The 17,737-nt window shown below is 71.4% G+C and carries 16 protein-coding genes; 5 read left to right on the forward strand and 11 right to left on the reverse strand.

Features of this window, described 5'->3' with window-relative positions; all coding sequences use genetic code 11:
- Nucleotides 1-107 precede the first annotated feature (107 nt).
- Nucleotides 108-1,928, forward strand: coding sequence for an acyl-CoA dehydrogenase family protein (locus TSO352_RS04780; protein WP_109106185.1), 1,821 nt, complete (start codon nt 108-110; stop codon nt 1,926-1,928).
- Here the strand turns inward: TSO352_RS04780 and TSO352_RS04785 are convergent.
- On the reverse strand, nt 1,870-2,505 hold the full coding sequence (locus TSO352_RS04785) for a pseudouridine synthase (protein ID WP_109106186.1): 636 nt from the start codon (nt 2,503-2,505) through the stop codon (nt 1,870-1,872). The genes TSO352_RS04780 and TSO352_RS04785 overlap by 59 nt on opposite strands.
- Before the next feature lie 80 nt (nt 2,506-2,585).
- Here TSO352_RS04785 and TSO352_RS04790 point away from each other — a divergent pair, with 80 nt between their 5' ends.
- The gene (locus tag TSO352_RS04790) at nt 2,586-3,512 is read left to right on the forward strand and encodes a glyoxylate/hydroxypyruvate reductase A (RefSeq protein ID WP_109106187.1); all 927 of its coding nucleotides are present in this window, start codon (nt 2,586-2,588) and stop codon (nt 3,510-3,512) included.
- Nucleotides 3,513-3,517: 5 nt separating this feature from the next.
- Here the strand turns inward: TSO352_RS04790 and TSO352_RS04795 are convergent, their stop codons facing one another.
- Together TSO352_RS04795 and TSO352_RS04800 are read right to left on the reverse strand one after the other, a co-directional pair.
- The gene (locus tag TSO352_RS04795) at nt 3,518-3,997 is read right to left on the reverse strand and encodes a MarR family transcriptional regulator (protein WP_348770545.1); all 480 of its coding nucleotides are present in this window, start codon (nt 3,995-3,997) and stop codon (nt 3,518-3,520) included.
- A 131-nt stretch (nt 3,998-4,128) separates the two neighbouring features.
- Entirely contained in the window at nt 4,129-5,664 is a 1,536-nt protein-coding gene (locus TSO352_RS04800) for a lysozyme inhibitor LprI family protein (protein ID WP_247871904.1), read from the reverse strand.
- Nucleotides 5,665-6,137: 473 nt separating this feature from the next.
- Between TSO352_RS04800 and TSO352_RS04805 the strand changes: the two genes are divergently transcribed.
- Nucleotides 6,138-6,872, forward strand: coding sequence for a phosphatase PAP2 family protein (locus TSO352_RS04805; protein WP_109106189.1), 735 nt, complete (start codon nt 6,138-6,140; stop codon nt 6,870-6,872).
- 31 nt (nt 6,873-6,903) lie between these two features.
- Here TSO352_RS04805 and TSO352_RS04810 read toward each other — a convergent pair whose 3' ends face one another.
- The gene (locus tag TSO352_RS04810) at nt 6,904-7,140 is read right to left on the reverse strand and encodes a hypothetical protein (protein WP_109106190.1); all 237 of its coding nucleotides are present in this window, start codon (nt 7,138-7,140) and stop codon (nt 6,904-6,906) included.
- A gap of 159 nt (nt 7,141-7,299) precedes the next feature.
- On the opposite strand from TSO352_RS04810, the gene TSO352_RS04815 reads away from it, so the two are divergent.
- Nucleotides 7,300-8,316, forward strand: coding sequence for an ABC transporter substrate-binding protein (locus TSO352_RS04815; protein ID WP_109106191.1), 1,017 nt, complete (start codon nt 7,300-7,302; stop codon nt 8,314-8,316).
- A gap of 14 nt (nt 8,317-8,330) precedes the next feature.
- Nucleotides 8,331-10,085 (forward strand): iron ABC transporter permease, encoded by a 1,755-nt coding sequence (locus TSO352_RS04820; protein ID WP_109106192.1) that lies wholly within the window; start codon nt 8,331-8,333, stop codon nt 10,083-10,085.
- Nucleotides 10,086-10,116: 31 nt separating this feature from the next.
- On the opposite strand, the gene TSO352_RS04825 is transcribed toward TSO352_RS04820, so the two are convergent.
- The 7 genes from TSO352_RS04825 to TSO352_RS04855 all read right to left on the reverse strand — a co-directional run bounded on the left by TSO352_RS04825 (nt 10,117) and on the right by TSO352_RS04855 (nt 17,634).
- The gene (locus TSO352_RS04825) at nt 10,117-10,323 is read right to left on the reverse strand and encodes a hypothetical protein (RefSeq protein ID WP_109106193.1); all 207 of its coding nucleotides are present in this window, start codon (nt 10,321-10,323) and stop codon (nt 10,117-10,119) included.
- The gene (locus TSO352_RS04830; protein ID WP_109106194.1) at nt 10,320-10,523 is read right to left on the reverse strand and encodes a hypothetical protein; all 204 of its coding nucleotides are present in this window, start codon (nt 10,521-10,523) and stop codon (nt 10,320-10,322) included. The genes TSO352_RS04825 and TSO352_RS04830 overlap by 4 nt, the downstream gene beginning before the upstream one ends.
- A 244-nt stretch (nt 10,524-10,767) precedes the next feature.
- Nucleotides 10,768-12,282 (reverse strand): mechanosensitive ion channel family protein, encoded by a 1,515-nt coding sequence (locus TSO352_RS04835; protein WP_109106195.1) that lies wholly within the window; start codon nt 12,280-12,282, stop codon nt 10,768-10,770.
- A gap of 16 nt (nt 12,283-12,298) precedes the next feature.
- The gene (locus tag TSO352_RS04840; protein WP_158284521.1) at nt 12,299-14,236 is read right to left on the reverse strand and encodes an MCP four helix bundle domain-containing protein; all 1,938 of its coding nucleotides are present in this window, start codon (nt 14,234-14,236) and stop codon (nt 12,299-12,301) included.
- Nucleotides 14,233-15,570: a chemotaxis protein CheW gene (locus TSO352_RS04845; protein WP_146210707.1), complete on the reverse strand. Its 1,338-nt coding sequence runs from the start codon at nt 15,568-15,570 to the stop codon at nt 14,233-14,235. Before TSO352_RS04845 ends, TSO352_RS04840 begins: the two co-directional genes overlap by 4 nt.
- Nucleotides 15,571-15,721: 151 nt before the next feature.
- Nucleotides 15,722-16,255 carry a hypothetical protein gene (locus TSO352_RS32885; protein WP_146210708.1) on the reverse strand — a complete coding sequence of 178 codons (534 nt, stop codon included), beginning with the start codon at nt 16,253-16,255 and terminating at the stop codon, nt 15,722-15,724.
- 488 nt (nt 16,256-16,743) lie between these two features.
- The gene (locus TSO352_RS04855; RefSeq protein WP_348770563.1) at nt 16,744-17,634 is read right to left on the reverse strand and encodes a LysR family transcriptional regulator; all 891 of its coding nucleotides are present in this window, start codon (nt 17,632-17,634) and stop codon (nt 16,744-16,746) included.
- Nucleotides 17,635-17,737: the final 103 nt, after the last annotated feature.

Raw genomic sequence — 17,737 nt, forward strand, 5'->3', positions numbered from 1 at the left:
GTCGCCGACTACGGCCTCGTCGCCGACCTGTTCAAGGCCCTGCCGGAGTTGCAGCAGGCGCTGTGAGCACCAGTTCCCCCTCTTCCGTCCAGACATGAGGTCCCGCCATGACCGCCGCCGCGATCCCCTACGTTCCGCCGTTGAAAGAGATCCGCTTCATCCTCGACCATCTCGCGGGCATGGCCGACGTCGCCGCCCTGCCGGGCTTCGAGGACGCGAGCCCCGACATGGTGGACAGCATCCTGGGCGAGGCGGCGAAGATCGCCGAGAATGTCCTCGCCCCGCTGAACGGCGTCGGTGACGTCCAGGGTGCCAAGCTCGGCGCCGACGGCGTCGCCCGCACGGCGGAGGGGTGGGGTGCGGCGTGGCAGGCGCTGGTGGAGGGCGGCTGGAACGGGCTGCCCTTCGACCCGGCGCGCGGCGGCATGGGCCTGCCCAACCTGCTGAACACCGCGGTGCAGGAGATGTGGCATTCCGCCAACATGGCCTTCGCGCTGTGCCCGATGCTGACGCAGGGCGCGGTCAACGCCATGCAGCTCTACGCCACCGACGCGCTGAAGGACATCTACCTGCCGCGGATGATCTCGGGCGAGTGGACCGGCACCATGAACATCACCGAGCCGCAGGCCGGCTCGGACCTCGCCGCCATCCGGTCGCGGGCGGTGCCGGAAGGCGACCATTACCGCGTCACCGGCCAGAAGATCTTCATCACCTACGGCGACCATGACCTGACGGAGAACATCGTCCATCTGGTGCTGGCCCGCCTGCCCGACGCGCCTCCGGGCGTGAAGGGGATCAGCCTGTTCGTCGTGCCGAAGTTCCTGGTGAACGCCGACGGCAGCGTCGGCGCCCGCAACCAGGTCAAGTGCGTCTCGCTGGAGCACAAGCTGGGCATCCACGGCAGCCCGACCGCCGTGCTGTCCTTCGGCGACGAGGGCGGGGCGACCGGCTGGCTGGTCGGCGAGGCCAACCGCGGCCTGGAATACATGTTCACCATGATGAACCACGCCCGGCTGTCGGTGGCGATGCAGGGCCTGTCGATCGCCGAGCGCGCCTACCAGCAGGCGCTGGCCTACGCCCGCGACCGCGTGCAGGGCAAGCCGCTGGGCTGGGCCGAGGGCGCGTCGAAGGGCATCGTCAACCACCCCGACGTCCGCCGCCTGCTGATGGGCATGAAGAGCCGGATCGAGGCGATGCGCGGCCTGCTCTACACCGCCGCGGCGGCGGTGGACGTGGCGCACCACCACGCCGACGAGGGCGCCCGCGCCCAGGCCGGGCTGCTGGTCGACCTGCTGACGCCGATCGCCAAGGGCTGGTGCACCGAAACCGGCCTGCAACTGGCGTCGGACGGCGTGCAGGTCCATGGCGGCATGGGCTTCATCGAGGAGACCGGCGCCGCCCAGCATCTGCGCGACGCCCGCATCACCACGATCTACGAGGGCACCACCGCCATCCAGGCCAACGACCTCGTCAACCGCAAGATCCTGCGCGACGGCGGCCGGGCGGCGAACGGGCTGCTCGACGAGATCGCCGCGCTCGGCCGCGAGCTGGGCGGTGCCTCGGACGAGGCGCTGCGCGTCACCGGCGTGGCGCTGGCCGACGCGGCGCAGGCGGCGAAGGACGCGGTGGCGTGGCTGCTGACGGCGGGGGCGCAGGATGTGCGGCTGCCGGCCGCCGCCTCGGCCACGTTGCTGGAGCTGATGGGCGTGGTCGCCGGCGGCTGGCAGCTCGCCCGCGCCGCCAAGGTGGCGACGGCCCAGCTGGCGGAGGGCGATCCCGACAGTGTCTTCCTGTCGGCCAAGCCGCTGACCGCCCGCTTCTACGCCGAGCATGTGCTGCCGCGCGCGGCGGCGCTGCGCACCACCGTGGTCAGCGGCTCCGCGAGCGTGATGGCGCTGAGCGAGGAGCAGCTGTTCGGCGCGGCGTGACCTTGGAGCGGGCGGGCGCCGGGCCGGTGGATGCGGGGAGGGGGACCTCGCGCCACTGCCCCGGCGCCAGCCCCTCCAGCGTCCAGTCGCCGATCGACCAGCGGATCAGCCGCAGCGTCGGGAAGCCGACCGCGGCGGTCATGCGGCGGACCTGACGGTTGCGGCCTTCGCGCAGGGTCAGGGCGATCCAGCTGGTCGGGATGGCGGCGCGGTGGCGCACCGGCGGGTCGCGCGGCCACAGCGCCGCCGGCTCGTCCATCCGCCGCACCTCGGCTGGCAGGGTGGGGCCGTCCTTCAGCGTCACGCCGCGGCGGAGCGCCTCCAGCGCCGCGTCGGTCGGCACGCCCTCCACCTGCACCCAATAGGTCTTGGGCATCTTGTTCTTCGGCGCGGCGATGCGGGCGATCAGGCCGCCGTCGTCGCTCAGCGCCAGCAGCCCCTCGCTGTCGCGGTCGAGCCGGCCGGCGGCGTAGACCCCCTTCGCCGGGACATGGTCGGCCAGGGTCGGCCGCCCCTGGTCGTCGGTGAATTGCGGCAGCACGCCGTAGGGTTTGTTCAGCAGGATCAGGCGCGGCACGGGTTCGCTCTGTTGCGGAGATCGGGAAAGGCGCTATCGTTCGCACCCCAACACAGCATCTGGATAGCAGGGGTTCGGCCGTGACGCTTCTGTTCTGTTCCTCCAGCGACAACGCCGACGTCTGGCGCGCGGAGATCACCAAGCACCTTCCCGACCTGGAGATGCGCGTCTGGCCCGACATCGGCGATGTGGCCGACATCGACATGGCGCTGGTGTGGAAGCCGCCGGCCGGGCTGCTGGCGAGCCTGCCCAACCTGCGCCTGATCGTCTCGCTCGGCGCCGGGGTGGAGCCGCTGCTGGAGGACCCGACCCTGCCCGAGGTGCCGCTGGTCCGCATGGTGTCGGAGGGGCTGACGGTCGACATGGCCGGCTACGTCGCCCTGCAGGTGCTGCGCTGGCACCGGCTGGTCGACGAGTATGGCGCGCTGCAGGCGGCGTCGCGCTGGCAGCCGCTGGACCACCGCCCGGCGTCGGACGTGACGGTCGGCGTCCTGGGCTTGGGCGAGCTGGGCGCCGCCTCGGCCCGCACCCTGCGGACGATGGACTACCGCCTGCTGGGCTGGAGCCGCAGCCCGAAGAGCGTCGAGGGCGTGGAGAGCTTTTCCGGCGCCGACGGGCTGGCGGCGATGCTGCCGCGCTGCGACCTGCTGGTCTGCCTGCTGCCGCTGACCGCCGAGACGCGCGGCATCCTGAACGCCGAGCTGTTCGCCGCCCTGCCGGCCGGCGCCGTGGTGGTCAACGCCGCGCGCGGCGGCCATCTGGTCGAAGCCGACCTGCTGGCGGCGCTGGACCGCGGTCATCTGCGCGGCGCCAGCCTGGATGTCTTCGGCACCGAGCCGCTGCCGGCCGACCATCCCTTCTGGCGCCATCCGAAGATCCGCATCACGCCGCACGTCGCGGCGATCACCCACCCCTCGCGCTCCGCCGTGCAGGTGGCCGACGCCATCACGGCGTTTCGCAGCGGCCGGCCGCTGGCGAATCTGGTGGACCGCCGCCGCGGCTATTGAGCGGATCAGGGCGAGGCGGCGAGCGCTGCGACGCGCTCCGCCGCGTCGGCCGTGCCGTCCGCGGGCGGGGCGTTCTGCAACTGCGACTCCAGCCGGGCCTTGGCGGCGGCGGCCAGCGCCTCGTCGGCCTCGACCTGGGTCATGTCCTCCGCGGTGACGGCGCCGGCGGCGATCACCAGTTCGGCGAAGTCGGACAGGTGGACGCTGCCCTTCACCGTGCGCTGGACCAGGACGTTGCGCTTGTCGTCGGTGTCGCGCTTGCGCTTGACGAAGCCCAGCACCGACAGCCGGTCGAGCGCGCGGGTGACCGCCGGCTTGGAGATGTTCAACAGGGATGCCAGGCCGCGCACGGTGTGCGGCGGGTCGGTCAGATAGACCTGGAGCAGGATCGCCAGTTGGCGCGCCGACAGGTCGGGCCCGTCCTGGCGGACGCTGGCGACCAGGGCGGTGCGCCACAACCCAAGCGCCTTGAGGTTCCGTGCCATGCCTCCCCCCAGAAAGCCGCGTCCGGTTCCGCAACCGGAACACGCGCAGCGAAGTGTCGCCTACCCCGGCGGTGCAGGCAAGCCTTTCGGGGGAGCCGGAACCCGATCGCCGCTCCCCGTCCGATTCACCCTCATTTCGCCGCCCGCTTCAGCACCGTCGCCTTGCCGTAGCCGGACACCAGCGCGTTGCCGCCGGCCAGCGGGATCGCGGTGACGCTACCGCCGGTCGCCGAAACCAGGCTGACCGCCTGTTTCGCCGCGCCCGGGGCCGGGGTGACGCCCAGCGCCTTGACCTGCTTGGCGTCGATCTCGACCCCCTCGCCCTGTTCGGCCACGTCGTAGCCGGTGCAGTCGGTGCCGACGCAGACGTTCGCCGCGTCGATCCGCGCCGTGCCCGACGGGGCGGCGAAGGGCGTGTCGTCGGCGCCGCCGCTCCAGCTCCACGACCCGCGCAGCCAGTCGGGCAGGCGGGTGTCCTTCTGCAGTTCCATGTTGTCGGTGATCAGGCCGACGCTGCCGCTCAGGCCCTGGGCCGCCACCGCCTCGGCGATCCGCCGCGCGTCGGCGGTGGCGATGCCGTAGCGGGTGGCGAGCAGCGGCGTCCAGGCCGCCACCGCGGCGTCGACGGCGGCGCGGAAGCGGCTGCCCCAGCCGGCATCGATCCAGCGCGGGTTGCGCCAGCCGGCGGCGTCGGTCACCAGCGGTGCAAGCTCCGGCGCGTCGCCGACGAACAGCCGCGGGTCGACCGCCGACTTCAGCCGGTCGACGTTCAACTGCCGGAAGGTGGCGGAACGGATGGTGCCGGTGCGGGCCGACGCCGCCTCCAGCATCGGCGCCAGCAGCGCGTCCACCGCCTTCCACGCCGGCGCGTCGAGCAGCGCGCCGTCATCCTTGCAGGTCGGGTATTGGCCGAAATTGTCGCGGTTGCTGCCGTACAGCGGCTCCATCGCCTTCCAGGCCGGCTTGCCACGCCGCTCCATCACCGAGCAGGGCCACGCCATCTCGACCTCGTCGCTGACGACGCGCAGCGCGGTCAGGAAGCCATCGTCGGTGCTGGTGTCGAGCCCTTGCGCCGTTTCGCGGGCGAAGGAATCATCGATGCCCTCCACCGCCTCGCGCAGCAGCGTGTTGGCCTTGGCCGGGTCCGGCGACGGGCCGAAACGCAGCAGATAGGCCGTCCACCCCTTGCCCAGCCCGCCGCGCAACTCGGCCAGCCGCCGCCCGGCGCCGGCCGGATCGCCGGCGATGCCGTCGACGATCCCGGCGACCGTTGCCACCGCCGCCGGCACCGCCTCGCCCAACGCCTTGCGCCGCGCGTCCAGCACCGGCCCGAGGCAAGCGCCGGGGGAGGCCGCCGTCGCGCAACCGTTGCGCTGGGCGATCCACGCCTTCTGCTCGCTCCGCAGCCGCTCCTTGTCGGCGGTGCCGGACAGGCCTTGCAGCGTCTTGTAGACGTCGGCGATCTCCTGGTCAGCGTCGGCCAGCTTGGAATCGGCGCAGATCGCCTTTTCCACCGGCGTCGCCGCCGCCTTGCAGTCGAAGGACGGCGACGCCTGGGCGCTCGCGCCGCCAAGCACCGACCAGACCAGCAGCGCCCAAACCGGCACCGCACCGGCTCGCGCCGCCCGTCCATGCAGCGGCTGGGCCACGCGGATCGACCTGTCCATCATCTCTCCCCAGGATTGTGACGGGGTGAAGATACGGAATCCGATGCCGCCTGTCCCCGTCGGTCTGCACCCTGCCGAGGCATCTCCCGTGGAACGTTTGAAACCGGGTGAAACATCTTTCGGGCGATGTTGCACCGTTCCATTCACGGGAATCGCTGTGGTGGTGCCGCGGGAACGGGGAGAGCGGCGGGACGGGTGGTGACCCAGGGCATGGCGCGGTCCTTCAGCCATTCATGCGTGGGCGATTGTACGCATTTATCCCTTCCGGGGGCGTCCTATCGACGAAAACGACCTGGGTGATGGCCCGGTGATCCCGCGTCCGCAAACCGGTCGGAACGTCCGCCGATCGCCGACCGGGGCACCCCCAACCGATTGGCCGCCGCCCCGGACGGGCCCGCCGGATGTTCCATTGACCGCCCATGTCATAAAATCGCAACACTGACGATGCTCGATTCGCAGGCATTGGATTATTCATGGACGCTTTGGTGCATCTCGATCAGGCCTTGCTGCTGTCACTCAATCAGCTTGCCGGCAAGAGTGTTGCGCTCGACGTGGCGGTCCGTGGCATCGCCAACCTCTACATCATCAAGATCGGCCCGTTCTGTGCGGCGCTCTGGTGGTTGTGGTTCCGCAAGGAAGGGACGGGTGACGCCGGTCCGACCGGCAGCCGCCGCCTCGTCGTCGATGCGGTCATCGGTGCGGCGCTGGCCGTGCTGCTGTCCATGGTGATCCAGGCGCTCATGCCGGAGCGGCCACGCCCGCTGCACGACCTGAGCGTCCCCTTCGTCCCGCCGCTGGGCCAGAGCCGCGAGGCGCTGAAGAACTGGAGTTCCTTCCCCAGCGACAACGCCGCCATCGCCTTCGCCCTGGCGGCCAGCTTCTTCCGGCCGTCCCGTCTGGCGGGCGTCCTGGCCTGCCTGTGGGCGGCCGTCGTCGTCTGCCTGCCGCGGGTCTATCTCGGCCTGCATTATCCCGGCGACGTGACCGCCGGCGCCCTGATCGGCATCGCCAGCGCCGTCATCGCCGCGCGGCTGGTGCCGACGACCGGCGTCTACCGGCTGGTCTGGTGGCTCGAAGACCGTTACCGGCCGTGGTTCTACAGCGGGGTGTTCTTGATGACCTATGAAATGGTGGTGCTGTTCGAGGATGTCCGCCGCGCCGCCGGCGGCGCCGCCAAGGTCCTGCGCGGCCTGGGCCACGGGCCCTGAGGTGGGAGGCCACGGCGAGAGCGGCGAGGCATCAGCCGGCGCGCCGGAGCGTCACCGCGGTCGCGGTGATCCGGAAGCCGCCGCCGTCCAAGGACTCCACCGCGTCGCCGCTGTCCAGGCGGTAGGATTTCCCTTCGGGCACCCAGCCGGCCGGGCCGGCGAAGGTCATCATCTGGATGAAGCGGGTGACCTCGACGACGACATGGACGTTTCCGTCCTCGGCTCTCGCATCGAACCGCCCTGTTTCCAGTTCCTGACGCAACGGCATCCGCGTGCTCCCTTGGTGCGATCCGGCTGTTCGTTCCGGCCATACGATCCGGCCCCGGGGCGATCCGGCCTTGGGGCGATCCTGCCCCACTGTCACGCGCCTGTCATCGGCGAGGCGTAGACAGGGGGGCCATTCCCGCCCCCAACGGAGACGACAGAGATGAAGGCGTTCCTCGCCACCCTCGCCGCCACCCTCACTGCGGTGCTGACGCTGACGTCCGCTCCGGCCGTCCAGGCGGCCGATCCGGCGAACGCCGCTCCGGTCGGCGGCAAGCTGGTGCTCTACACCTCCCAGCTCGAAGCCGACGCCCGCCAGACGGTGGAGGCGTTCAAGGCCAAGAACCCCGGTGTCGAGGTCGACTGGATCCGCAACGGCACCACCGAGCTGATGAACAAGCTGCGGGCGGAGTTCGCCGCCGGCGCGCCGCAGCCCGACCTGCTGCTGATCGCCGACGCGGTGACGATGGAAGCGTTGAAGGCCGACAAGCGGCTGATGCCCTATGCCGACGCCCCGGTCGCCGGCTACCGGCCGGGCACGCACGACCCGCAGGGCTATTGGTTCGGCACCAAGCTGATCACCACCGGCATCGTCTACAACACCGCCGCGCCGATGAAGCCCGAGAGCTGGCTCGACCTGCTGAAGCCGGAGGCCAAGGGCAGCGTCGTGATGCCGAGCCCGCTCTATTCCGGCGCCGCGGCGATCCACATGGCGGCGATCAAGACGCAGCCGGCGCTGGGCATGGCCTATTACGAGGCGCTGAAACGCAACGGCGCCACCGCGGCCAAGGGCAACGGCGGCATCCTGAAGGACGTTGCCGGCGGCGCCAAGCTGTACGGCATGGTGGTGGATTACCTGCCGATCCGCGAGCAGCAGAAGGGCGCCCCCGTCGCCTTCGTCTTCCCCAAGGAAGGCGTCAGCGCGGTCGGCGAGCCGGTGGCGATCCTCGGCACCGCCAAGAACCCGACGGCGGCCAAGGCCTTCATCGCCTTCCTGCTGAGCCGCGAGGGGCAGGAACTGGCGTCGAAGCAGGGCTTCCTGCCGGCGCTGCCCGGCGTGGCCCCGCCGGCCGGCTTCCCCGATCCGGCCGGCATCACCCTGCTGCCCTACGACCCGGCCAAGGCGCTGGCCGACGACGAGGCCGACAAGCGGGCCTTCGCCGACCTGTTCGGCGGCTGATGCGGGAGCCGGGGATGGTGGCGCTGACCGACCGCGACCGGCAAGGCGCCGATCCGCTGCGGCGCCGGAACCGGTTCGGCCGGCCGGTTGGCGGAGGGGTTGGCGGAGGGATCGGCGGAAGGGTTGGCCGGGGCTGGCCGATCCTGCTCGGGCTTCTGGTCGTGCTGCCGGTGCTGCGCCTGCTGTGGGAGGCCGGCGATCCGGCGATCCTGACCCGGGCGCTGGCGGCGCCGGCGACCTGGCGGGCCGCGGGCAACAGCGTCGCCATCGCCGCCGGCGCGACGCTGGTCGCCGCCTTGCTCGGCGGACCCTTCGCCCTGCTGATCGGGCTGACCGGGCTGCGCGGCCGGACGGCGATGAGCTTCGCCCTGATCCTCCCGCTGATGATCCCGCCGCAGATCGTGGCGATGGCCTGGACCCATCTGGCCGGGTCGGGCAGCCCGCTGCTGGCGCCGCTCGGCCTCGCCCCGCGGGTCGGCACGCCGAACCCGGTCCAGTCCGCCGCCGGCATGGTGCTGGTGATGGGGATCGAGCATGCGCCGCTGGTCTTCCTCGCCCTGCGCGCGGCGCTGCGGGCGGTGCCCGGCGCCATGATGGAGGCGGCGCGGGCGTCGGGCGCCGGGCCCTGGCTGGCGGTCCGGCAGGTGCTGCTGCCGCTGTGCCTGCCCGGCTTCATCGCCGGCCTCGCCATGGCCTTCGTCGCGGCGCTGGGCAATTTCGGCGTGCCGGCCCTGCTGGGCGTGCCGGCCGGGATCCCGACGCTGCCGACGCTGATCTACCGCCGCCTTGCCGGCTTCGGCCCGTCCGCCCTGCCCGAGGTGGCGGTGCTGGCCGCGCTGGTCGGCGTCATCGCCTGCCTGGGCATCGTCGCCCAGACCCTCCTGCAGGCGCGGATCGGCGCCCGGCTGCCCGGCGGTGCCCGTCCGCTGGCGCCGCTGCCGCTCGGGCGGGCGCGCCGGCCGGTGGAGGCGCTGGCCTGGACCGTCCTGCTGCTGGTGGTGGCGGCGCCGCTGGCGGCGTTGCTGGCGACCAGCCTGGTCCGGGTCTATGGCCTGCCGCTCGGCGCCGGCACCCTGACGCTGGGGCATTACGCCGAGGTGCTGGCGCTCGACCAGGTCGGCCGGGCCTTCGCCAACTCGGTGCTGCTGTCGGGGACTGCGGCGGTGGCGCTCGGCCTGCTGGCGGTGCCGCTGGCCCACGCCATGGCCCGGCCCGGCGGCGCCGGCCGCGTCGCCCGCGCCATCGGCGTGCTGGTCGAACTGCCGCACGCCGTGCCGGGCGTCGTGCTGGGCATCGGCTGCATCCTGCTGTTCCTGAAGCCGCTGCCGGGGCTGGGCCTCAGCCTGTACGGCACCTTGTGGATCATCCTCGCCGCCTATCTGGCGCGCTTCCTGCCGCTGGCCCTGCGGCCGGTGCAGGCCGCCTGCGCCGCGCTCGACCCGACGCTGGAGGAGGCCGCCCGCGCCACCGGCGCCGGCGCGATCCGCCGCCTGCTGACCGTCGTCGCGCCGCTGGTCGCCCCGGCCGCGGCGGCCGGTGGCCTGCTGGTGTTCCTGACCGCCTTCAACGAGCTGACGGTGTCGATCCTGCTGTGGTCGCAGGGGCGCGAGACGCTGGGCGTCGTCGTCTACGCGCTGGAGGAGGGCGGCAGCCCGACCCTGGCGGCCGCGCTGGGCGTCGTCGCCATCCTGGTCGTGCTGGCGGCGATGCTGGCGGCCGGCGCGCTCGGCCGCCGCCTGCCGCCCGGCGTGGTGCCCTGGCGCGGCTGAACGGGGCGCCGGGTGGTCGGGATGGCGCTGCTCAGGATGGCGGTGGCGCTTCGACGCTGCCGCAGTTCCGCCGGTGGGCAAGCAGGCAGTCCTCGGTCTTCGACTGTTGCGCCAGCGCGCCCATCAGCCAATAGCCGAGCCCCAGCACGATCAGGACGGCGACGACGGCGCCGATGTTGGCGGCGTTGCGGGCGCGCTCGTCGTCGGGGGAGGGGGCGGGCGAGGGGTGGTCGTTCATCCCCGTCCCGGCTTCCGCTTGGTCCGGCCGCCGGCGGCCTCGCCCTCCTTGCGCTGGATGAACAGCCGCCCGGCCTGCATCGCCGCGACCCGGCTGATGTAGCGGCCGCAGTCGAAGCGCTGGCCGTCGAACAGCACCGTGAGGGTGAAATGTTCAGGGCCGACCGCGTCGACCAGAATCGAGGATGGGGCGGGCTTCACAGGGGCGGTTCCTTGGGGTGCAGCGGGTCGTGCCGATGCGCAGTCTGGCCGCGCTTCCCCCGGCTTGTCCATCCTCGGCCGTCGGCGGGCAACGGGGGCCGGGCCGCGGCGAAGCGCCATCCCCATAAAAAACCGCCGCTAACCCGATGGATCAGCGGCGAGTTGAACGGGAGGGCGTCACGTCTGGGAGGTTCCCCCCAGAACCGAGGGGCCGCCGGTGCCGCGCGTTCGCTTGGCCGATCGCCTATCCGACATCCTCGTCGTGGGCGACCGCGGCGTCCGTGCACCAAAGCGCCAGCCGTCCCAGCCCGGCCGCCCGCCGCAGGTTCGACAGGATGTCGGCGGCGAGATCCTCCTCGCCGGCAAAGGCGCCGCGCGCGGCCCCGCCGTCCTGGGCCAGCAGCGCCGCCGCCGCCCGGCTCAGCGTTTCCGCCGCGTCCGGCCGCCGCTCCAGCACGAGGCGCAACGTGTCCATGGTGATCTCGCCGACCAGTGTCTCGGTCCGGCAGCGCACCGTCTCGCCGTGCGCGGCGCCCAGCAGCAGCGCCCCCATCCCCACCAAGCGCCCCGGCCCGAGCGGGGCGGCGGCCGCACCGGCACCGCGCCCGCGCGCCGCCTCGGCGGTCAGCAGCCCCTCGATCACGATGTGGAAGGCGACGGCGGTCTCCCCCGCCTGCGCCAGCGTCAGGCCGGCGGGCAGGCGGCGCAGGCGGATCGCCCCGGCCAACACCGCGCGGTCGGCGGCGTCCAGCGCGCTCAGCGGCGCCGTGGTGCCGAGCAGCCGCGCCAGCCCGTCGGCATCGACCGCCCGCCACACCCCCGTTTCCGGGTCGCCGGCGCTGTGCTCCTCCTTGGGCCAGGCCGGGCGCAGGCCGGCGCGGTCGAGATGGCGCAGCACATGCGCCAGCACGATGCTGCGCGCGCGGTAGCGTTTTTCGACCGGCGGGTTGAAATACACGCCATACTCCACCCCGTTCAGGGTGATGGCGCGGATCCCGACGCCGGGCGGCGGCGCCGTGGGGGGTGCGAAGGCCAGCGATGCCTCGATCACCGCCGCCTCCAGGATGCGCAGAACCCGGTCGGTCGGCACTCGGGCGTCCAGGACCAACGACACCATGAATTCCAGCCAGGGCTCCGGCATCGAATGGTTGGTGATGGTGGAGGCGGCGATGCGGCTGTTCGGCACGATCACCAGATTGCCCATGTCGTCCTTCAACCGGGTGCTGCGCCAGCTGATCTCGACGATGCGGCCTTGCAGCGTCTCGTCGCCCGCCTTGTGCAGCCGCACATGGTCACCGATCTTCACCGGCCGGTCGAGGTTCAGCGCCAGCCCGGTGAAGATGTCGAGCAGCAGTTCGCGCAGCGCCATGCCGAGCACGACGCCGGCCACGCCGGACGCCGCCCACAGCACCGTCAAATCCTGCTTGAAGACGAAGCCGGCGATCGCCCCGAAGGCGAGCAGGAAGATCAGCAGCCCCGACAACTGGCTGAGCAGGCGCGGCACCGGCGCGCCCATCGCCCCGGCGACCAGCCCGTCGAGCAGAACATACTGCACCAGCCGTTGCAGCAGGGTCGCCATTGACAGGATCAGCCCGACGCTGAGCGCATAGCCCAGCACCCGCCAGCCGCTTTCCAGCGCCTCGACGCCGGCCATCTGGTAGGCGTTGCCCTCCAGATACAGGGCGCCGCCCAGCAGCAGGCAACCGGCCAGCGGCAGCAGCAGCCTGTTCAGGTGGGTGACGATCTTCGACGCGGCCATCCGCCGTTCCTCCCGGTCAGGCCAGCCGGAAGCGGCCGACCTGGTCGCGCGCCCGGTGGATCATGCGGGCCAGCTCCTCCATCGTCGCGCTGATCTCCTCGGCGGCGGCGGCGTTGCCTTCGCTGCCGGCGCGCAGTTCGGACAGGCGGCGGACCAGCTCCTGCACCGCGACGGTCTGCTGCGCCATGGCGGCGGAGATCGCCTGCACGGCGCCGCCGCTGTCGCGCGCCGCCTCGGCGATGCGCTCGATCGACCCGCGGGCCTCCCCGGCGGTCGCCACCCCCTCGCGCACGGTCGCCCCCGATTCGGCGACGATGACTTCGATGTCGCGCACCGCCAGCGCCGCGTCCTCGGCCAACCGGCCGATCTGCTGGGCGACGATGCCGAATCCCAGCCCCTGCTCCCCGGCGCGGGCGGCCTCGATGCCGGCGTTCAGCGACAGGATGTGCGTCTTGTCGGCGATGCGGGTGATGGTGCCGGCGATGCGCTCGATCCGGTCATGGGCGGTGGCGATGCGCTCCACCGCGCCGGACAGATGGGCCAGCTTGACCCGCCCCTCTTCCGCCAGTCCGGCGGTGGCGGTCGCAAGGTCGCGGCCGCGGCCGGCGTTGGCGGCGATCTCCCCGACCGATTGCGCGGTCTGGCTGACGGCGCCCGCCACCGCGGTCAGGCTGACCAGCTGGCGGTCGGATTCCTCGGCGACCTGCCGCGCGGCGGCCGAGGTTTCGGTCACGGCGGCGGCGATCTGCTCGGTGTCGTCGGCGACGCTGCCGATCAGGACGCGCAGCCGCTCCTGCGCGCGGTTCACGTTGCCCTTCAGCACCGCGAAATCGCCCTGGTAGGACCCGGCGACGGCGCCCGTCAGGTCGCCCTCGGCCATCCGCCCGGCGACCGTCGCCAGCTCGCCCAGCAGGCTGACCAGCGCGTCGAGGCTGCGGTTCATGTTGGCCTTCAGCGCCCGCAGATCACCCTCGTAAGTGCCGGTCATGCGGCCCTGGAGGTCGCCGGCCGACAGAAGTTGCATGACCGACACCACCTCGAACAGCGGTTTGGTCAGGGTTTCGATCAGTTCGTTCAGACCGCCGACCAGCGTGGCGTATTCGCCCTGGTGCCGCCCGCGCTCGGCCCGCGCCGACAGGGTGCCGGACTGGGCGGCGTCCACCAGCGTGCCGACGTCGCCGGTCAGCCCCTTGACCGAGCCGATGGTCGCCGCGGTCGCGCGGGCCATCTGGCCGATGTCGTCGACGCGGTCGGTCAGGGCGACCTCGACCGAGAGATCGCCGGCGCCGACCTTGTGCAGGGTTCCGGTCAGCCCGGCCAGCGGCCGCGAGATCATCGTCTCGACCAGCCACATGCAGAACAGCGCGAAGGCGATGGCCGCCGTCAGCCCGGCGATGATGACGGTCTGCCCGCGCGACGCGACCGTGGTCGCCGCCTTGCTCGTCTTCTCGCTGTCGGCCTGGGCCAGCTGCACCAGCGCGACCAGATCGTCGCTGAAATCGTCGAACAGCCGGCCGGATTCCTTGATCATGCCGACGGCATCGAGGTTTTCGTTCCTTGCCGATCGTTCCAACATCCGGTCGCTGCTCGTGAGATAGGCGGCGTAATCGCGGGAGAAATTCGCGTAACGCTCCCGCTCATCCGGAGTATCGACCAGCGGTTCATAGCGCGCCCGCCACACCGCGACCTCGTTCCGCAGCTTGGCGAGGTCGGCCTCAAGCCGCTTCATCTCGGCCGGATCGGTGCTGAGGATGTGGCGCAGCTCGTCGGCGCGGTAGTTGCTGGTCGCGGTGTTGATGGTGTTGGTCGCCACCACGCTGGGCAGGACGTCACCGGCGATGTGGCCGATGTCACGGCTGACCATGCTCAACGCCGTCAACGCCACCGCTCCGAACAGGGCGAACAAGACGATCATCAGCAGGAAGGCAAGGCGCAGTTTCGTCTTGATGGTCATGGCGAGGCAGTCACCGACAGGTTCGATCCGGTTGCAGGAAAGGCGCTCCGGGCAAGACGTTCCGGGCAAGGCGCTTCGGCCGAAGCAGCATGGCCCGCCGCCCATCCCCGCCAAGCCGCCGCCAGCGCCCGCTTCGGCGCCCATGCTACACGCTTCCCGCCCGGTTGAGTCAAAGTGTCGATGTTCGCCCGGAACACCCAGCGCGCCGCCGGACCATCCCAGCGCGCCGCGTCGAACAGCAGGGCGGCGGCCGGCGGCAGCGCCTTCAGGCTCCGCCAGTCGGACGCCCCCACGTCCAGCAGCCGCGCGCGATCGGCGTGAAGACGGCGGCGCATGCCGGCCAGCCGCACCCTGACCCCGCCGCCCGCCGCGCCGCCATCCTCGACCTCACCAACCAGGGCCAGGGGCAGGGCCACCGCATGGCCGGCGATCTCCAGCACGAGGACCTCCGGCCGGCCGCCGCGCGCCGCGTGGCTGAACAACGGCGCGCCGGGCAGCGGGCCACCCGGCTGCAGGCGGTCGTCGGCGCAGGCCGCCCAGCCGAACAGCGGGCCGGGATCGACCACCCGCAGCGAGGCGCCCTCGGCCCGGCGCCACCAGAGCGAGCGGCTGCCATCCGAATGCCGCACCGCCGCCAGCCGGTCGAGCGGGCAGCGTTCGACGCTCAGCGCGTTATCGACCAGCAGCGCCGCACGATCGCCAGCGTCGCCCCGGAGAATCAGCGCGTGGGGCGCCGTCCCGGTCCCGTCGGGCGACAGAAAGCGCGCGGCGTACAGCTCCTCGTCCAGATGGATCAGGGAATCCGGCGATCCGGGCATCGCGTCGATCCGGACGGGCCGCCCGATGCGGTCCAGCCGGTCGATCCGCAAGGCGACCTCCGTCGCACCGTGGCGGGCATGCAGCAGCGGGAGCGCCGTGGCCGCCCGGCGCGGCGGCCGGCCCCCCGCAGCCACCGCGACGGCGGCTCCGGCCCAGGGCAGCAGCCCGGCGATATCCAGCTCCGGCGCGTCGGGGCGTCCGGCCATGCGGGCCTCGTCCACCCGCAGCGCAAGCTCGCCCACCGCGGTGGCGACGACCACCAGGACCCGTCCGGCGCCGGCCGTCCGGCCCAGCGCGCGGGCTGTGTCGACCACGGTGAGCGGACAGCCTTCGATGGCGGCCACGCCCTCGACCGGCGGTTCGGCCAGCGGCAGCGCCGTCACCGACCCCATCTCGGCGATGCCGCGCACCGCGTCCATCGGCAGGGACCATGCCTCCCCCGCCACCGTCAGCCGCAGCGTGGCCGCGGAGACGCCGGCCGCCTGCGACCGGGGCGGAGGATCAAGCAACACCACGTCGGACTGCACCGGCCCACCCCAAGGTTAGAGAACCGCCACCTGGGTGGACAGTGGCACCGGCATGGTTAGACAACCGTAAAGACGGTTCCGACGGCACGCCGCCTCATGCCATGCGGGCGAGGGCAAAATCCCGCCTTCAGGACCGTCGTCAGATGCCTTTCCCGGGGAGCCGATCCCGGTTCATGCGGCCGGTCGAGGTCCAGACGTCCAGACCCTGCCTTGAGCGCCCCCGCGCCGCGTCCTGCAGGTCGAGCAGCACCGTCGACCGGCTCCACCGCATGACGTGGAGCGGCAGCCGTCCGATGCCCGCCCGCCGGTAGAGCACCGCGGTCGGGTGCTTCCGCCAGCGTGCTTCGTGATACCGTACCGCTTCCGGCTCCTGCGGGATCATCGCAACAGGCATGCGCCAGGTTTGCGTTATTGCGCCTACATCCCCGATCACGCCGAAACCCGCCGCCAGCGCACCCTGAACGCGGTCCAGTGCCGCCGCTGCGGGGCGTTGTGGTGCGCGCTGCCGATGTGCGGCGGTGCCGCTGAAGCGCTGCGGTTCCGCCGCTGCCGGTTGCTGGGGGCAAGCTTCCCGGCGCAACGGGAGCCGGGACTCGCGCCGGTTTGAGCCGAGGGGACCGGCATCAGGCGGCCTGGGGCTGCGGCGCGACGTCGGGATGTTCAAGGAGGCCATCAAGGACCCGTCCCGTTGGCGAGCGGCGTCCTGATCAACAGGTGGATGAGCGCCCGCTCGTGCAGGGGCTGCCGGCAGCGCTGGGGAGGGCCAGCCCACCAAGCGGAGCGATCTTGAGACCCTGGTGAGACCCCAGGCTCTGCCCACATAAAAAAAACCGCCGCTAACCCGATGGATTAGCGGCGAGTTGAACAGGGAGGCTTCACGTCTGGGAGACGCTGGGTCCGAGGACCCAACCCCGGAGGGGAGACCTCCGGGACGAAACATCGAATGCTGCGTCGCAACATCCAATGATGAGAATTTGACCATTCTCCTGCCAACTTTCCAGGCACAAATGTATAAATCTACCATGCAAGACACGCATGGCTTCAAAAGACGCTTAGGAAACTAACAAAAATGCCCAAAACAAACCGCGCCGCTGCCAATGGATGGAGCGGTGCGGTTTGTTTTGGGCGATTGTCTTGTGGAAAGACGGTGTCGCGGCCGTCTTAGAACGGGGTTTCTGCCACTTTTTTGACCAGGAAATCGCGGAAGACCGCGATTCGCTTGGAATGGCGCAATTCTTCGGCATACACGAAGTAGGCGTCGACCTTCGGACCGTCGACGTCGGGCAGGATGCGGGTCACATCCTTGGAGAAGCTGTCGACCAGGAAGTCGGGCAGCGCACCGATGCCCAGCCCGCTCTCCACCGCGCGGTAGATGGCGTAGACGCTGTTCACCTGCAGGATCGGCTTCCGGTTCGGCGACGGGTCGCCCATCTCCATGATCCAGTTGACGTTGGGGATCGGCGCCCGCACGTCCGGCGGGTAGGTGATCAGGTCGTGGCTGTCCAGCTCCGCCAGGGTCTTGGGCGTCCCCTTCTTCTTCAGGTAGCTCTGGCTGGCGTAGAGGTGGAAGCGGATCGACATCAGGTGCCGCTGGATCAGGTCCGGCTGGCGCGGCGTGTTCATGCGGATGGCGATGTCCGCCTCACGCATCGCCAGGTCCAGCTCGTCGTCGTCGATCAGCAGCGTCAGCTGGATGTCGGGGTAGATCGACATGAACTCGTTGATGCGGGGCGTCAGCCAGGTCGAGCCGAAGGCGACCGTCGTCGTCACCCGCAGCGGCCCCTTGGGATGCTCCCGGCTTTCGGTCAGCATCGCCTCGGTCATCGACAGCTTGGCGAAGACGTCGCGGGCGGTGCGGTGCAGAAGCTCGCCCTGCTCCGTCAGGATCAGACCGCGGGCGTGGCGGTGGAACAGGGGAACGCCCAGGCTCTCTTCAAGCGCGCTGATCTGGCGGCTGACCGCCGACTGGCTGAGGTTCAACGTCTCGCCGGCGTGCGTGAAGCTGCCGGCTTCGGCCACCGCGTGGAAAACCCGAAGCTTGTCCCAATCCATCATGCTGTCCCGCCCCGGAACGCATTGGCCCGGAGCCTCCCGTTTTTCTTGAGGACGGCGCATGGCCGCCATGCATGTTTATAGCGGGAACGCGCCCGGAACG

Origin of the sequence: Azospirillum sp. TSO35-2 (genome assembly GCF_003116095.1) — a bacterium.
Classification (GTDB): Bacteria; Pseudomonadota; Alphaproteobacteria; order Azospirillales; family Azospirillaceae; genus Azospirillum.

Coding starts and splice junctions, on each gene's coding strand:
- TSO352_RS04855 (WP_348770563.1), bottom strand. CDS start 17,634: ATGGATTGGGACAAGCTTCGGGTTTTCCACGCGGTGGCCGAAGCCGGC.
- TSO352_RS04810 (WP_109106190.1), bottom strand. CDS start 7,140: ATGCCGTTGCGTCAGGAACTGGAAACAGGGCGGTTCGATGCGAGAGCC.
- TSO352_RS04820 (WP_109106192.1), top strand. CDS start 8,331: ATGGTGGCGCTGACCGACCGCGACCGGCAAGGCGCCGATCCGCTGCGG.
- TSO352_RS04815 (WP_109106191.1), top strand. CDS start 7,300: ATGAAGGCGTTCCTCGCCACCCTCGCCGCCACCCTCACTGCGGTGCTG.
- TSO352_RS04795 (WP_348770545.1), bottom strand. CDS start 3,997: ATGGCACGGAACCTCAAGGCGCTTGGGTTGTGGCGCACCGCCCTGGTC.
- TSO352_RS04800 (WP_247871904.1), bottom strand. CDS start 5,664: ATGGACAGGTCGATCCGCGTGGCCCAGCCGCTGCATGGACGGGCGGCG.
- TSO352_RS04835 (WP_109106195.1), bottom strand. CDS start 12,282: ATGGCCGCGTCGAAGATCGTCACCCACCTGAACAGGCTGCTGCTGCCG.
- TSO352_RS04805 (WP_109106189.1), top strand. CDS start 6,138: ATGGACGCTTTGGTGCATCTCGATCAGGCCTTGCTGCTGTCACTCAAT.
- TSO352_RS04780 (WP_109106185.1), top strand. CDS start 108: ATGACCGCCGCCGCGATCCCCTACGTTCCGCCGTTGAAAGAGATCCGC.
- TSO352_RS04825 (WP_109106193.1), bottom strand. CDS start 10,323: ATGAACGACCACCCCTCGCCCGCCCCCTCCCCCGACGACGAGCGCGCC.
- TSO352_RS32885 (WP_146210708.1), bottom strand. CDS start 16,255: ATGGCCTCCTTGAACATCCCGACGTCGCGCCGCAGCCCCAGGCCGCCT.
- TSO352_RS04840 (WP_158284521.1), bottom strand. CDS start 14,236: ATGACCATCAAGACGAAACTGCGCCTTGCCTTCCTGCTGATGATCGTC.